The organism is Rhizobium sp. B230/85, assembly GCF_019355735.1.
GTDB lineage: Bacteria > Pseudomonadota > Alphaproteobacteria > Rhizobiales > Rhizobiaceae > Rhizobium > Rhizobium rhododendri.
Genome location: NZ_CP072156.1, coordinates 2,652,748 through 2,667,391, shown reverse-complemented (window position 1 = coordinate 2,667,391; position 14,644 = coordinate 2,652,748). Strand labels below are relative to the sequence as shown.

Annotated in this window: 13 protein-coding genes and 1 pseudogene; 8 read left to right on the top strand and 6 right to left on the bottom strand. The window is 61.0% G+C overall.

The window, feature by feature from the left end; all coding sequences use genetic code 11:
- Positions 1-11 precede the first annotated feature (11 nt).
- Entirely contained in the window at positions 12-2,054 is a 2,043-nt protein-coding gene (locus tag J5289_RS12930; RefSeq protein WP_209206526.1) for an ATP-binding protein, read from the bottom strand.
- Positions 2,055-2,377: 323 nt separating this feature from the next.
- Here J5289_RS12930 and J5289_RS12925 point away from each other — a divergent pair, with 323 nt between their 5' ends.
- Together J5289_RS12925 and ilvN are read left to right on the top strand one after the other, a co-directional pair.
- Positions 2,378-4,171: an acetolactate synthase 3 large subunit gene (locus tag J5289_RS12925; RefSeq protein WP_209184023.1), complete on the top strand. Its 1,794-nt coding sequence runs from the start codon at positions 2,378-2,380 to the stop codon at positions 4,169-4,171.
- A gap of 80 nt (positions 4,172-4,251) precedes the next feature.
- Positions 4,252-4,824 carry an acetolactate synthase small subunit gene (ilvN, locus tag J5289_RS12920; protein ID WP_209184022.1) on the top strand — a complete coding sequence of 191 codons (573 nt, stop codon included), beginning with the start codon at positions 4,252-4,254 and terminating at the stop codon, positions 4,822-4,824.
- A gap of 27 nt (positions 4,825-4,851) precedes the next feature.
- Here ilvN and J5289_RS12915 read toward each other — a convergent pair whose 3' ends face one another.
- Positions 4,852-5,697: an aldo/keto reductase gene (locus J5289_RS12915; RefSeq protein WP_209206527.1), complete on the bottom strand. Its 846-nt coding sequence runs from the start codon at positions 5,695-5,697 to the stop codon at positions 4,852-4,854.
- Between the two features lie 281 nt (positions 5,698-5,978).
- Between J5289_RS12915 and J5289_RS12910 the strand changes: the two are divergent.
- From J5289_RS12910 to J5289_RS12900, 3 genes and pseudogenes are all read left to right on the top strand, one after another.
- A pseudogene (locus tag J5289_RS12910) lies at positions 5,979-6,571 on the top strand (LysE family translocator).
- 120 nt (positions 6,572-6,691) lie between these two features.
- Positions 6,692-7,819 carry an ATP-dependent RecD-like DNA helicase gene (locus J5289_RS12905; protein WP_111222907.1) on the top strand — a complete coding sequence of 376 codons (1,128 nt, stop codon included), beginning with the start codon at positions 6,692-6,694 and terminating at the stop codon, positions 7,817-7,819.
- A 114-nt stretch (positions 7,820-7,933) separates the two neighbouring features.
- Positions 7,934-8,686: a pyridoxine 5'-phosphate synthase gene (locus J5289_RS12900; protein ID WP_209184020.1), complete on the top strand. Its 753-nt coding sequence runs from the start codon at positions 7,934-7,936 to the stop codon at positions 8,684-8,686.
- 55 nt (positions 8,687-8,741) lie between these two features.
- Here J5289_RS12900 and J5289_RS12895 read toward each other — a convergent pair whose 3' ends face one another.
- Positions 8,742-9,623 (bottom strand): SDR family oxidoreductase, encoded by an 882-nt coding sequence (locus J5289_RS12895; protein ID WP_209206528.1) that lies wholly within the window; start codon positions 9,621-9,623, stop codon positions 8,742-8,744.
- Between the two features lie 139 nt (positions 9,624-9,762).
- Here J5289_RS12895 and J5289_RS12890 point away from each other — a divergent pair, with 139 nt between their 5' ends.
- Positions 9,763-10,182: a helix-turn-helix domain-containing protein gene (locus J5289_RS12890; protein WP_209184018.1), complete on the top strand. Its 420-nt coding sequence runs from the start codon at positions 9,763-9,765 to the stop codon at positions 10,180-10,182.
- Between the two features lie 33 nt (positions 10,183-10,215).
- Here J5289_RS12890 and J5289_RS12885 read toward each other — a convergent pair whose 3' ends face one another.
- The gene (locus J5289_RS12885; protein ID WP_209184017.1) at positions 10,216-10,935 is read right to left on the bottom strand and encodes an aspartate/glutamate racemase family protein; all 720 of its coding nucleotides are present in this window, start codon (positions 10,933-10,935) and stop codon (positions 10,216-10,218) included.
- 159 nt (positions 10,936-11,094) lie between these two features.
- Between J5289_RS12885 and J5289_RS12880 the strand changes: the two genes are divergently transcribed.
- Positions 11,095-11,559: an Lrp/AsnC family transcriptional regulator gene (locus tag J5289_RS12880; RefSeq protein ID WP_209184016.1), complete on the top strand. Its 465-nt coding sequence runs from the start codon at positions 11,095-11,097 to the stop codon at positions 11,557-11,559.
- Positions 11,560-11,567: 8 nt separating this feature from the next.
- Here J5289_RS12880 and J5289_RS12875 read toward each other — a convergent pair whose 3' ends face one another.
- Positions 11,568-11,900 carry a hypothetical protein gene (locus J5289_RS12875; RefSeq protein WP_111222911.1) on the bottom strand — a complete coding sequence of 111 codons (333 nt, stop codon included), beginning with the start codon at positions 11,898-11,900 and terminating at the stop codon, positions 11,568-11,570.
- A 236-nt stretch (positions 11,901-12,136) separates the two neighbouring features.
- Between J5289_RS12875 and J5289_RS12870 the strand changes: the two genes are divergently transcribed.
- Entirely contained in the window at positions 12,137-13,399 is a 1,263-nt protein-coding gene (locus J5289_RS12870; protein WP_209206529.1) for an NAD(P)/FAD-dependent oxidoreductase, read from the top strand.
- Between the two features lie 59 nt (positions 13,400-13,458).
- Here J5289_RS12870 and J5289_RS12865 read toward each other — a convergent pair whose 3' ends face one another.
- A complete protein-coding gene (locus tag J5289_RS12865) occupies positions 13,459-14,505 on the bottom strand; it encodes an NAD(P)-dependent alcohol dehydrogenase (protein ID WP_209184014.1) in 1,047 nt (348 codons plus the stop codon).
- Positions 14,506-14,644: the final 139 nt, after the last annotated feature.

The window sequence follows — 14,644 nt, the reverse complement described above, 5'->3', positions numbered from 1 at the left end:
ATCGGCGGGCGTTAATCCCTGCTGAACAGCGACCCCAGCGGCTTCCTGATAAGACTGTCACGCATCGACGAAGCCTGATCGCGGCGCGGAGATGCGCCGGTGTCCTGCGTAGGGTTTCCCCGGCTGGCATCATCGCGCCTGTATTCGCGGCGCAATTCGGCAAGCTTGCTGTCGATCGAGGTCTGCGGAGGCATGGCGAGGCCGGCGGCAGGCTCGCCGGGGCGAGGCAGCATGTCGGGCCTGTAGGCCTCGACCGATACGGGACCCAAAGGCAGGGGGCGCGGCGTTTCCTCGGACAGGTGGCGCACCGAGGCTGCTTCCGGCTCGATCTCGTCTTCGCCGCTCCTGCTGCTGCCTGTCGAATAGGCCTGCTGAAACGCCGATATGTCCGGTCCGGAGATCGAGCGCATGCGGCTGACGATATTGCGCAAATCGACCGTGTCCGGGGTCACGTCGTCGGCCCGTTCGGCAAGGCCGTTGGCTTTCGGAATGAGATTGTCCGCCACCCTGGTAAAGCGCATGCGCATCGGCACGGCAATCGCCTCGCCGAAAGCGATAGCCTCGCCATTGCCGATCGACGACAGAAAGCTGGTGGTGGAGATGGACGAGTTCGGAATGGCGGAGCGGATGATCTCCTGGTCGCGGTCGTTGGCAAGGCGCATAGCAAACAGCGTCGAGCACTGCGACAGGATGGTCTGGTCGAGTTCGCCGGGGCGCTGCGTGATGATGCCGAGGGAAACGCCATATTTGCGCCCTTCCTTGGCTATCCGCGATATGGCCTGCCGGGTGGGCACAAAACCGAGATTGGGATCGGCTGGAATGTAGCGATGGGCTTCTTCGCAGACAACCAGCATGTGAATGCCACCCTCGCTCCAGAGCGCGATTTCGAATGCCATGCGGCAGAGGACCGAGGCGACGGAATTGACGACTTCAGAGGGAATTCCCGACAATTGAAACGTGCAGATTGGCCGGTCGTCGCCCGGGATCCGGAAGATTTCCGCGATGGTCTCCATGATCGTGTCGCTGATCGTGTTGTTGGAGAACATGAAGTGATAGCGCGGATCGTTGATCGCCGAGATGACGCGGATTTTCAGCGAGCGAAGATGCGGCTTCTCCTGCCGTCCCTCGAGCTTGCCAATGCGCTCGTCGATCAGCGCGAGAAGATCGGCCATCCGGTAAGGAACGGGCGTGTCTGCCGTCATCGAGCTTTTTTCGGTCTGGCGACGCATCAGCGTCGAATCGTTGCCCCGAAAGGCGCGCTTCGCATCCGGAATGATATCGCGCAGCATATCGAGTTCTTCAGCCACGGGCGGGCGGCCCCGGAAGATGACCTCGGCAAACTCCTCCAGCCGCATCAGCCAGAAGGGCAGGTCGAGCGTATCGGTATCGACGACGACGGAATGGTCGGGAAAAGCGGCGGCAAATTCGTTGTGGGGGTCGAGGATCAGCACCCGCAATTTCGGATCGGACGCAATCGCCTTGTGCAGCAGCAGCGATACCGCCGTCGATTTGCCGACGCCGGTCGAGCCGACAACGGCGAAGTGCTTCGAGAGCATGGAGGGTATGTGGATGGCGGCGTCGATCGTTTCGTCCTGCGTCAACTTGCCGATGACGCAGCTGCTTTCCTGGCCGGCGTCATAGATGCGCATCAGGTCGCGAGCGCGAATACGATGGGCGACGGCGCCAAGATGAGGATAGCGGGAAATGCCGGAGGAGAATTCTTCGCGGCCATCGGCATCGACGCGCACTTCGCCCAGCAACTCGGCTTCGATGCGGAACTGGTTGTCCTCACCTTCACCCCAGGCCATGTTGCCGGTGTCCATGGAGTAGACCAGCGCGGCGACGCGGTTTCCTTCGACGCTGATGGAGATCAGGCGGCCAACGGACCAAAGTTCTGTGAGATCGGTGCCGCCCGCCTCTGCGGTTGCGGCGATCGTGACACGAGCTCCGCTGCATGCGACGACGCGGCCAAGAAAGCGGTTCCCGGGGGTGAGGTTGTCGCGGCGGTCATGTTCGCCCGCTTTGCCTGACGTCTGCAAATCGTTGTTTAGCAACCGGGTGCTCCTGATATCGGCCGAGCATAGGGTTATCCGCTTAACAAAGTCCTGTCGAAGTGCTTGTTTTTTCAGCTGACCTTTGGTGCATTGACTTTTTATTGCCCAAAGCGTTGACGCTACGAAATTTTCTGTCTATCAATTCCGGTCATGAACATAGCGACAACTCTTATTGTGGTGGGACAGCGCATGGGCAGGATGGTGTAACCATCCGGCGATAGCCACCCATGCGCTAGACAACAGGCTCCCGAAGGAGCCTTTTTTTATGCCCGAAATCGGGCGTCGCGCTTCCAGAATACTCAAGCAGGCAACGGAACTTGACAATGACGGGCACAGACAAGCAGATCAGCGATAACAGGATGACCGGCGCAGAAATCGTCCTGCGGGCGCTCAAGGACAATGGCGTCGAGCATATTTTCGGCTATCCGGGCGGCGCAATCCTGCCGATCTACGACGAGATCTTCCAGCAGGACGATATCAAGCACATCCTCGTCCGCCACGAGCAGGGCGCCGGACACGCAGCCGAGGGCTATGCGCGCTCGACCGGCAAAGTCGGCGTCATGCTGGTGACCTCCGGCCCCGGCGCCACCAACGCTGTCACGCCGCTGCAGGATGCGCTGATGGATTCGATCCCGCTCGTCTGCCTGACCGGCCAGGTTCCGACGACGCTGATCGGCTCCGATGCTTTCCAGGAATGCGACACGGTCGGCATTACCCGGCCTTGCACCAAGCACAACTGGCTGGTCAAGGACGTCAACAAGCTCGCGGCCGTCATCCACGAAGCCTTTCGGATCGCCCAGACCGGCCGTCCGGGCCCCGTCGTCGTCGACATCCCCAAGGACGTTCAGTTCGCCACCGGCACTTATACGCCGCCTGAAGCCCATGCCGTCCAGAAGAGCTACCAGCCACAGGTCCAGGGCGACATCAACCGCGTCAAGCAGGCCATCGAACTGATGGCGACTGCCCGCCGTCCCGTCATCTATTCCGGCGGCGGCGTCGTCAATGCAGGCCCGGAAGCCTCCAGGTTGCTGCGCGAGCTGGTCGAGCTGACCAATTTCCCCATCACATCGACGCTGATGGGTCTCGGCTCGTATCCAGCTTCCGGCAAGAACTGGCTGAAAATGCTCGGCATGCATGGCTCCTACGAGGCCAACATGGCGATGCACGACTGTGACGTCATGGTCTGCATCGGTGCCCGTTTCGACGACCGCATCACCGGTCGCCTGAACGCCTTTGCGCCGAATTCGAAGAAGATCCACATCGATATCGATCCGTCTTCGATCAACAAGACGGTGCATGTCGACATCGGCATCGTCGGCGACGTCGGCAATGTCCTCGAAGACATGATCCGCCTGTGGCGTGCCCTGCCCAAGAAGCAGGAGCCCGGCCAGCTCTCCGAGTGGTGGGACGACATCAACCGCTGGCGGGCGCGCAATTCCTTCGCCTACAAGATGAGCGACGATGTCATCATGCCACAATACGCGATCCAGCGGCTCTATGAGCTGACGAAGCATCGCGACACCTACATCACGACCGAAGTCGGCCAGCATCAGATGTGGGCGGCCCAGTTCTATGGCTTCGAGGAGCCGAACCGCTGGATGACTTCAGGCGGCCTCGGCACCATGGGCTACGGACTGCCGGCAGCGCTTGGCGTCCAGATCGCCCATCCGGAGGCGCTGGTCATCGACATCGCCGGCGATGCCTCGATCCAGATGTGTATCCAGGAGATGTCGGCGGCGGTGCAGCACGATGCACCGATCAAGATCTTCATCCTCAACAACCAGTACATGGGCATGGTTCGCCAGTGGCAGCAACTGCTGCATGGTAACCGCCTGTCGAACTCCTACACCGAGGCAATGCCTGACTTCGTCAAGCTGGCGGATGCTTATGGCGGCGTCGGCCTGCGCGTCGAAAAACCCGGCGATCTCGATGCGACGATCCAGGAAATGATCGACGTCAGGCGTCCCGTCATCGTCGACTGCCGCGTTGCCAATCTCGCCAACTGCTTCCCGATGATCCCGTCGGGCAAGGCACACAACGAGATGCTGCTGCCGGACGAAGCCACCGACGAGGCCGTCGCCAACGCCATCGACGCCAAGGGGCGCGCGCTGGTTTGATCGCGACGCGGAGGCGCGGTGGACGCGCCTCCAATCATGCATGGCGTTGAACAAATATCTGAGGAAACGGACCCAAGATCATGAATGCACACCTTCAACCGACCGGCTCCGCCTATTTCATTTCGCCGGAAACTGCGACGGCCGAGAACCACACGCTTTCGGTTCTGGTCGATAACGAGCCGGGCACGCTTGCTCGCGTCATCGGCCTATTTTCCGGGCGCGGCTATAACATCGAGAGCCTGACCGTGTCGGAAACCGAACATCAGGCGCATCTGTCACGCATCACCATCGTGACCCGCGGGACGCCACCGGTGCTGGAGCAGATCAAGGCGCAGCTGGAGCGTATCATCCCCGTTCACCGGGTTGTCGACCTGACGGTACGGGCCCGCGAACTCGGCCAGGAACGGCCGATCGAGCGCGAAGTGGCCCTGATCAAGATCACCGGTACCGGCGAGACGCGGGCCGAGACGCTGAGGCTGGCCGACGCTTTCCACGCCAAGGTGGTCGATGCCACCGTCGAACATTTCATTCTGGAGATCACCGGCAAGTCGTCGAAGATCGACCAGTTCGTCGCCATCATGCGGCCGCTCGGCCTGGTCGAGGTCTGCCGCACGGGCATCGCGGCAATGAACCGCGGCCCGCAGGGTATGTAAGCTGCTTTTATGTGGCGCCGCTGGAGATCAGAGCATCTCCAGCGGTGTTTTCCTCTGCGGAGGCGGAAAGGCGGCGTCTATGGCTGCCCAGTCCTCATTCGAAATGTCGAGCGACACTGCCTGCCGGTTTTCCCTGGTGCGCGCCGGCTGGGACGTCTTCGGAATCGCGATGACGCCGTCGCGCCTGAGGACGAAGGCAAGTGCGACCTGGGCAGGCGTAGCCTGATAGGCCTTGGCAAGCTGGACGAGCGTCGGGTGGCGCGTCAGCCGGCCTTGCTCGATAGGCGAATAGGCCATCACCGGGATATTTCGGTCGTGGCACCACGGCAGCAGGTCGAATTCTACTCCACGCCGGCCGAGATTGTAGAGCACCTGGTTTGTGGCGACGTTTCGGCCCGACGGCACCCGCAACAGTTCCTCCATGTCATTGACATCGAAATTCGACACGCCCCAGGCGCGGATCTTGCCGGCAGCCTTCAGCCGCTCGAAGGCGTCGACTGTCTGTGCCAGTGGGTAGCTGCCGCGCCAGTGCAGCAGGTAGAGGTCGAGTCGGTCGGTTCCCAATCGTTGCAGGGTGCGCTCGCATGCCTCGACGGTGCCCTGGCTGTTGGCATTGTGGGGATAAACCTTGCTGACAAGGAAAACCTCGTCGCGACGACCTTTGATCGCCTTGCCGACAAGCCGTTCAGAGGCGCCTTCGCCATACATCTCGGCAGTGTCGATCATCGTCATTCCGAGGTCGATGCCGACCTGGAGGCTTTCGATCTCCGTCTTCGCCCCGGAGGCATCGTCGCCCATGTTCCAGGTGCCCTGGCCAAGGGCTGGAACGCTGATGCCGGAAGGAAAGCTAATCGACGGGATGGCATCGCTCATGGCTGTCGTCTTTCGTATCGTTCATGGAAGAGGTTCACAGAGTACGCTTCTTGTCTCCCAGTGATGTATGCTCCGCACTACAGTTTTAAAGGTCACACTGTCGTGACCCCGGTCGTCGGTGTCAGCCACGGACGCGCTGCCCGATGCTATTTTGTCACCGTCACATTTGTCATCTCGTACATCACGAGGATTGTGTGCATATCGGATGCACGCGTCTTAGAGGACGGACATTCCGTGTACTGCACAGGGCGATGGAAACGCGACATGCCGGGGATACGATGATGCCGCCTGATACGTTGCTGGCCCTGCTTCTATTTGCCTTCACCACGTCGATCACGCCGGGCCGAACAACATGATGCTGTTCGCATCGGGGGTAAATTTCGGCTTTCGGCGCACGATCCCGCATATGTTCGGCATAGGTGTCGGCTTTCTGTCGCTGCTTTTGAGCGTCGGTCTTGGGCTTGGCGCCATCTTGCATACGGTCCCGGTGTTATACACCGCCCTGAAATTCGCAGGCGGGGCCTATCTGCTTTGGATTGCCTGGAAGATCGGCTCGTCGCGCAGCCTCGGTGAAAGGGAAGGCGGCGCCCGGCCGATGTCGTTTTTCGCAGCCGCTGCCTTCCAGTGGATCAATCCGAAGGCCTGGGTCATGGCCGTCACCGCGATGGCTGCCTACACCGATGCGGACCGATATTTTGTCAGCGTGACGATCGTCGGACTGGTCTTTGCCGCAGTCAATATCCCGACGGTCTCCACCTGGGCCGGCTTCGGATCGGCGCTGCGCGAGTGGCTGGCGGTGCCGGTGCGGCTGAAGTGCTTCAATATTACAATGGCGGTTCTGCTCGTGCTCAGCCTCTGGCCGATGCTGAAGTAAGGCAGCGTTGGGGAGGCTCACCTGCGTTGGGGGGTGGGTGAGGGTAGGTCTGCCTCTTATTCCCGGTATCCGCAGATTTTTCCGGTTGCCTCCAAAGGGCGAATCCTGCCAAGTCCGGCGATGCAATTTGCGCCACAACAAGATGAAGCGCTTAAGGCCGTTTCCAAATGGCTGAAGGACGGGCGGTCGCCGCTTTTTCGCCTGTTCGGCTATGCCGGAACCGGCAAGACGACGCTTGCCCGCCATTTCGCCGAGAATGTCGATGGGGAGGTGCTGTTTGCCGCCTTCACCGGCAAGGCTGCCCAGGTGCTGCGGTCGCGCGGCGCCACCAATGCCCGGACCATCCATTCGCTGATCTATCGTCCGCGCGGCGAGGAGTCCGTCGAGGATGAGGAAACCGGCAAAAGCTCGATGACGCCGATGTTTACCGTCAACCGGCAGAGCCCGGTGTCGAAGGCTGCGCTGATCGTCGTCGACGAGTGCTCGATGGTCGACGAGGCGCTCGGCAAGGATCTGATGAGTTTCGGCACGCCGATCCTTGTGCTCGGCGATCCGGGCCAGCTTCCGCCGATCACCGGGGGTGGGTTTTTCACCAATGAAGAGCCGGACTACCTGCTGACCGATATCCACCGCCAGGCTCGCGACAACCCGATCATCCAGCTCGCCATGCAGGTGCGCGAAGGCAAGGAGATCATGCACGGCGATTACGGGACCGTGCAGGTCATCTCCAAGGGCGAGGTTACGCAGCCGCTGGTGCTCGAGGCCGATCAGGTGCTCGTCGGCACCAACAAGACACGCAAGCGCTACAACCAGCGCCTTCGCGAGCTGAAGGGCTTCAATACAGAATATCCGCAGTCTGGCGACAAGCTCGTCTGCCTGCGTAACGATCCGGCTAAGGGGCTGCTGAACGGCTCGCTCTGGCAGGTCATGACCTCGTCCAAAGAGACCACCAAGCCCGGCATCAACCTTCTGATCCGTCCTGAAGACGACGACATGGATCGCGGTGCGGCCAAGATCAAGGTGCTGAAGACGGCCTTCGAGGATGTCCAGGGTGAAATCCCGTGGACCACCCGCAAACGCTATGACGAGTTCGACTTCGGTTATGCCTTAACGGTGCACAAGGCACAGGGCTCGCAGTGGAACAAGGTCGTCCTGTTCGACGAGAGCTGGGCCTTTCGCGACACGCGCGAACGCTGGCTCTACACGGCGATCACCCGTGCCGCAGAGACGCTGACCATCGTTCGCTGAGGTCTGCCGGTTGCATCAATCTTTTGCATGGCTTGCACATGCGAATGTCATTGGCGTTGACGGGGCGATCGGATTAAAAGCGCAGGCACGTTGCTCGTGAACTGGATATCGACGATGCCCACCAAGCTCTCCGTGAATGTCAATGCCATCGCCATGCTTCGCAACCGCCGGGACCTTCCCTGGCCGAGCCTCGAGGCGCTCGGGCGGATCGTGCTCCAAGCCGGCGCCAGCGGATTGACGGTGCATCCGCGTCCGGATCAGCGACATGTGCGATTTTCGGACCTCCCAGTCATTCGCGCGCTGATCGACGACGAATTCCCTGAGGCGGAATTCAATATCGAGGGCTATCCGACGCCAGAATTCTTCGATCTCTGTGCCGGTGTCGAGCCGGAGCAGGTGACGCTGGTGCCGGATCATCCGTCGCAGGCGACGTCGGACCATGGCTGGGATTTCCGCAAGCACCAAGCGTTTCTGGCCGATGTGATCGGGCCCTACAAGAAGCTGGGCTGCCGCGTCTCGCTGTTTGCCGACGGCGACGGCGATCCCGAGGTAGTAGCGATTGCCAAGACTGTCGGTGCCGACCGGATCGAGCTGTATACCGGTCCATACGGTGGATGTCATAATTCGCCGGAGCGGGCGGCTGCCGTGCTTGCGGGTCTTGGCAAGACAGCCGATGCGGCCATCGCGCTGGGGATGGGCGTCAATGCCGGTCACGATCTGACGGTCGCCAACCTGCCGGACCTGATCAAGCGTATCCCGCAGCTTGCCGAGGCATCGATCGGTCATGCACTCACTGCCGATGCGCTGGAGTTCGGCATGGCGGAGACCGTTCGCCGGTTTCGCCGGGCGTGCGGGCAGATAGTTTAGGCCACCGTCGCCCAATCGCCCCCGGATGGGGGAGATTGGGTTAGCGGCCTTGGGCTTACGCCGCCAATTCAGTCTTTCGTTCTTCAAAGAAACTTCTCAGCGTCTGCGGAACCTTGCCGGTCAGTGTCGTGAAATCGGCGGTCAGGCTGTCGAAGTTTCCGGCGCGTATGTTTGCGTCGGCAGATGCCAGCATGTCGACCAGGAATGGCGGCAGGCCGGCGCCGGCCATACCGGCGGCAAGCTGTTCGTCGGTGACGTCAATGACCTCTAGCGGGCGACCCGTGACAGCAGAGACCGTCGAGGCGACATCCTTGATCGAATAGGAAGTAGAGCCTGTCAGCGTGTAGGTCTTGCTTTCCGTATCGCTGGAAGCAAGGGCTGCGGCAATGGCCAGCGCGCAGTCTTCGCGGGAAATGTAGGGCGCCTTGCCGCCTGATGTCGCGGTGTACCACTTTCCGCCCTGCAGATTGTGCGGCAGGGACATCATGAAATTATCCAGGTACCAGGCGTCGCGCAGGATGGTGTAGCCGATACCGCTGGCCTTGATGGCATTCTCGGTGCCGAGATGATCGGGGGCGAAGGTCACCAGCGATTTGTCAGGGTTTGGCATCGAGGTGTAGAGGATGTGCTTGACGCCGGCGGCCTTGGCAGCCTCGATGGCAGCCTTGTGCTGAGCCAGGCGCTTGCCGGGAGTGTCGAGCGAATCCGTGCTGATGATCAGCAGGCGGTCGACGCCCGTAAAGGCCGAGACGAGGCCTGCCGCATCGTCGAAATCCGCCTTGCGGGTGACGACGCCCTTGGCTGCAAGTGTGCCGAGCTTTTCCGGGCTGCGGGTCGCGGCGACGATATCGCCGGGAGCGACCTTGTAGCTTTCGAGCAGGTGATGGACGACGCTCTGGCCGAGCTTGCCGGCAGCGCCGGTGACGAGAAGGGTCATGGGGTTTTCCTCTGTTCCTTGCAACCGGCTCCACGACCGGCGTTGCAGTCTCAAAAAGAGACTTGCGCTACAATAGGAATTGAGAGAGTTCTGTAAAGGAGGCAGTTTTTCTGCCATAGGTTACCAAAAGGGAACTGCCATGAGCGGCACCGTCGTCAATCTGCGCAACAAGGACATGGCCGGGAATGGTCGGGTGTTCGACGTCGCCAAACTCGATCCGAGCAATTGCCCCATCCGGGACGTGATGCAGCAAATCCATGGAAAATGGTCGACGCTGCTCGTCGATGCGCTGTCGCAGCGTCCCTATCGCTTTGGCGAACTAAAGCGCGCCGTGCCTGATATCTCGCAACGGATGCTCACCCAGACGCTGCGCGACCTGCAGCGCGACGGTTATGTTGAACGCGAGGTCTTTCCGACAAAGCCGCCGAGTGTCGAATACCGGATGACCGATCTTGGACGCTCGCTCTATGAGCCGCTGTCGCACTTGCTGAACTGGGCGGAGGCCAACCACGACAACGTCCGGGATGCCCGCCGCAGGTTCGACGAATCCGGCGCCTGAGGCGCGCGCCGGATCCAGCGTTTCCAGGTGTTTTCAGGCAGCTTCGGCGTCGATATTGGCCAGCGGCGCCAAGGCGAAATCTACGGCTGCCCGTGCGTGGATCGTCGTGCTGTCGAAACCGGGCAGCGGCAATTTTTCAGCATCGAGAATGAGGCAAATCTCGGTGCAGCCAAGGATGACGCTGTCCGCACCGCCAGCCTTCGCCCGTTCGACGATCTCCAGCAGTTTAACACGCGATTCATCGCGGACTTTGCCGGCACAGAGTTCGTCGAAGATGATGTCGTGCACCGCCGTGCGGTCATCGGCGTCAGGCACGATCACGGAGACGCCGAGTTCGGCCATGCGGTCGGCATAGAACCCGTGTTCCATGGTGTAGCGGGTGGCAAGCAACAGCGGCCTCCTGCGACCGGCTGCCTTGAGCGCGCTTGCGGTTTCATCGATGATGTGGACCAGCGGGACGGAGATGCGGGCTGCCACTTCCTCAGCAATCAGATGCATGGTGTTGGTGCAGATCAGCACGCAGTCGGCACCGGCGCGCTCCAGGCCGGCTGCGACGTCCCCGAGTCGTCTGGAGGCGTCGGTCCAGCGACCGGCCTTCTGCAAGGCGACGATATCGGCGAAATTGACCGAATGCATCAGAACCTCGGCAGAGGTCAGGCCGCCATGTGCATCGCGGACCATCTCGTTGACGAGACGGTAGTAGACCGCCGAACTTTCGAAGCTCATGCCGCCGATCAGGCCAATGGTGCGCATAGAATTTGTCTCCGCTTGTGATTCCGTTGCCACCATTGTCGTTCGAAACATCCGCGCGTGATTTGCATTTTTCGTTCGATTTACAAAAATAACGTAATAAGATTGTGCGATATGTCTTCTTCGTGCAAATTTATCGCGTGGTAGTGAGGAGGGACGCTGATGCTGGACGAACGGGACCGGAAATTGCTCGATATCTTGCAAGGCGATGCCGGAATATCGGTCACGGCCTTGGCCGATGCCGTGGCTCTGTCGGTATCCGCCTGTTCGCGCCGGATCCAGCGACTGGAGGACAGCGGTCATATCGCCCGGCGGATCGTCGTGCTCGACCGCCGCAAAATGGGCGTGCCCACCACCGTCTACGCGCTGATCAAGACCGCCCATCACGCCGACGAATGGATCGAGCGCTTCAAGAGGGCTATCACCGACATACCGGAGATCGTCGAGGCGCACCGGCTGACGGGCAACCACGACTATATCCTCAAGATCGTGCTGCCGAGCGTCGAGCATTACGACGTGATCTACAAGACCATCGTCCGCCGGGTCGAACTGTTCGACGTAGCGGCTTCCATCTCGATGGAGGAACTCAAAAGCGGAATGGCAATCCCCGTTGGGTATGCGGTATAGGCGGGTGCTCAGATCGCCTCATAGGCGAACAACAAGCCGATGAGAGTGATGCCGAACAGGCCGAACAAGAAGCATTGGTCGGCGACCGTCTCGAGTGTCCTGCTGAGCTTCAGCCGGTTGGCAAAGCGGATCGACAAATAGGACGTGATGGCGCTGACGAGGAAGAGAAGCGAGGCGCAGCCTGCGTACTCGTCGACCCGGCTTGGCCCGATGCGGCCCTCGACAACCTTCACCAGTCCGATCAGCGTGGTGCAGATACCGACCATGGTGCCGGATGTCGGCAGGATATGCTGGGCCAGTGTCTTCTCAGCAGCCGGATTATCTTTTTTCGACACGGTCAATACTGTGTTCCCCCAGTCGCCACTGCAGGCGTCGGCTTCCCAACGCTTAATGCACGCGGACGTTGGTGTCGACATTAGCGTGGAGGATTAGCCCGCAATTGCTGTTCTTCCGGGAAGGTAGCTCTGGTCGTCGGCTGGCGGATCTGAGGATGTGCAACGGAGCCATGCGTAAACGGCGGTTGATGTCCGTCGAGAACAGGCTCACGTGAGGAGGGGGAGCACAGGAAAGGATCGTCATGCAGGAACATCATGTCGTCGTGGTCGGCGGCGGTTTTGCGGGATTGCAGATCGTCAACGACCTCAGGCGGGCGCCTGTCCGCATCACGCTGATCGATCGGCGCAATCACCACCTCTTCCAGCCGTTACTCTATCAGGTCGCAACGACACTGCTGTCGACCTCCGAGATCGCCTGGCCGATCCGCAGCCTTTATCGCGAGCGGCCCGATGTCACGACGCTGCTGGCCGAAGTCGAGGGCATCGACAGGCAGGCAAAGACCGTGGCGCTTACCAACGGCGAAATCGTTGGCTACGATACGCTGGTGCTGGCGACTGGTGCCACGCACGCCTATTTCGGTCATGACGAATGGGAGCCGGTCGCACCCGGCCTGAAGACGCTCGAGGATGCCACGACCATCCGCCGCCGCCTGCTTTTGGCCTTCGAGCGGGCCGAGATGGAAGAAGACGCGGCGATCCGCGAGGCGCTGCTGACCTTCGTCATCGTCGGTGCCGGACCGACCGGTGTCGAACTTGCAGGCATCATCGCCGAACTGGCGCACGATACCCTTCCGAAGGAGTTCCGCCGCATCGATACCACGAAGACCAAGGTCGTTCTCGTCGAGGCCGGGCCGCACATTCTCTCGGCCTTCGTCGATGACCTGTCGGCCTACGCCCACAGCAAGCTGCAGAGCAGCGGCGTCGAGATCCGCACCGGCAAGGCCGTGACGTCCTGCACGGCCGACGGTGTCGTTGTCGGCGACAGCTTCATTCCGTGCCGAACGATCGTCTGGGCAGCCGGTGTGCAGGCGTCGCCCGCGGCGGCCTGGCTCGATGTGCCGGCAGACCGCGCAGGCCGGGTCGTTGTCGAAAAGAACCTGACGGTACCCGGCGACGACGCAATCTTCGTGATCGGCGACACGGCGTCGGTTCTGCGCGAAGACGGGGCGCCGGTGCCCGGTGTTGCGCCCGCCGCCAAGCAGCAGGGTGCATTCGTCGCCAGGGTGATTGAGGCGCGGCTTTCCGGCAAGACCGTGCCGGATACCTTCCGCTACCACCACCAGGGAAACCTCGCCACCATTGGCAAGGGCGCGGCGATCATCGATTTTGGATGGATCAAAATGAAGGGCGGTCTCGCCTGGTGGATATGGGGGCTTGCCCACATCTATTTCCTTATCGGCACGCGGTCGAGGCTCAGCGTTGCCTGGAGCTGGTTGTGGATCTATCTCAGCCGCCAGCACAGCGCACGGCTGATCACGCAGAAAGAAACGCCGCGCGAGGATTGAGGTCACGCAAAAGGGCGACCCGCGAGGGCCGCCCTTGATGTCTTCAGGATGATTTCGACTTACGCTGCGAGCGAAGCGATATCGATGACGAAGCGGTAACGCACGTCGCTCTTCAGAACGCGTTCATAGGCTTCGTTGACGTCCTGGATGTTGATCTTCTCGATTTCCGAGACGATGTTGTGCTTGCCGCAGAAGTCGAGCATTTCCTGCGTTTCCTTGATCGAGCCGATCATCGAGCCCGACAGGCTCTTGCGGCCCGGGATCAGCGAGAAGGCATGAACCGGGATTGCATGTTCAGGCGCGCCGACGATGACCATCGAGCCATTGACCTTGAGCAAGCCGAGATAGGCGTTCCAGTCGATCGCGACACCGGCCGTGCAGATGATCAGGTCGAAGGTGCCGGCCAGCTTGGTGAAGGTTTCGGCATCCGACGTGGCGTAGTATTCCTTGGCGCCGAGCCGCAGTCCGTCTTCCTTCTTCGAAAGGCCCTGCGAGAGCACCGTGATATCGGCACCCATGGCGGCGCCGATCTTCACGCCCATGTGGCCGAGACCGCCCATGCCGACGATGGCAACCTTCTTGCCGGGACCGGCCTTCCAGTGGTGCAGCGGCGAGTAGAGCGTGATGCCGGCGCAGAGCAGGGGGGCGGCGCCGTCGAGCGGAAGATTTTCCGGGATCGAGAGGACATAGCCTTCCTTGACGACGATCGAGTCCGAATAGCCGCCCTGGGTGGGCGTCTTGCCGTCGGCTTCGACGCTGTTGTAGGTCTGCACGAGACCGGGCATGTACTGCTCGTTGTCTACATCCCGGTTGGCGCAGCCGACGCAGCTGTCGACGAAGCAGCCGACGCCAACGTGGTCGCCGACCTTGAACTTGGTGACGTTGGCGCCGACGGCGGACACGATGCCGGCAATCTCATGGCCGGGAACGATCGGGTATACGGCGTTCTTCCACTCGTTGCGAACGGTGTGGATGTCGGAGTGGCAGATGCCGGCAAACTTGATGTCGATGACGACGTCGTCGGCATTCGGCTCGCGCCGTTCGAATGTGAAAGGGGTGAGGGGTTTGGACGCGTCCGTTGCGGCGTAGCCTTTTGCGATTGGCATGGGATATTCCTTCTTTGGGGGCTGCAAGGTGATGATCCCTTATGCCGCGTTTCCTGTCACCGGCGTTAGAGCGATCCTCTCAGGTTTTTGCCCGATCCTGCAAAAGTGTGAACGCCGCCTATTTGCCGGGCTAGGGATT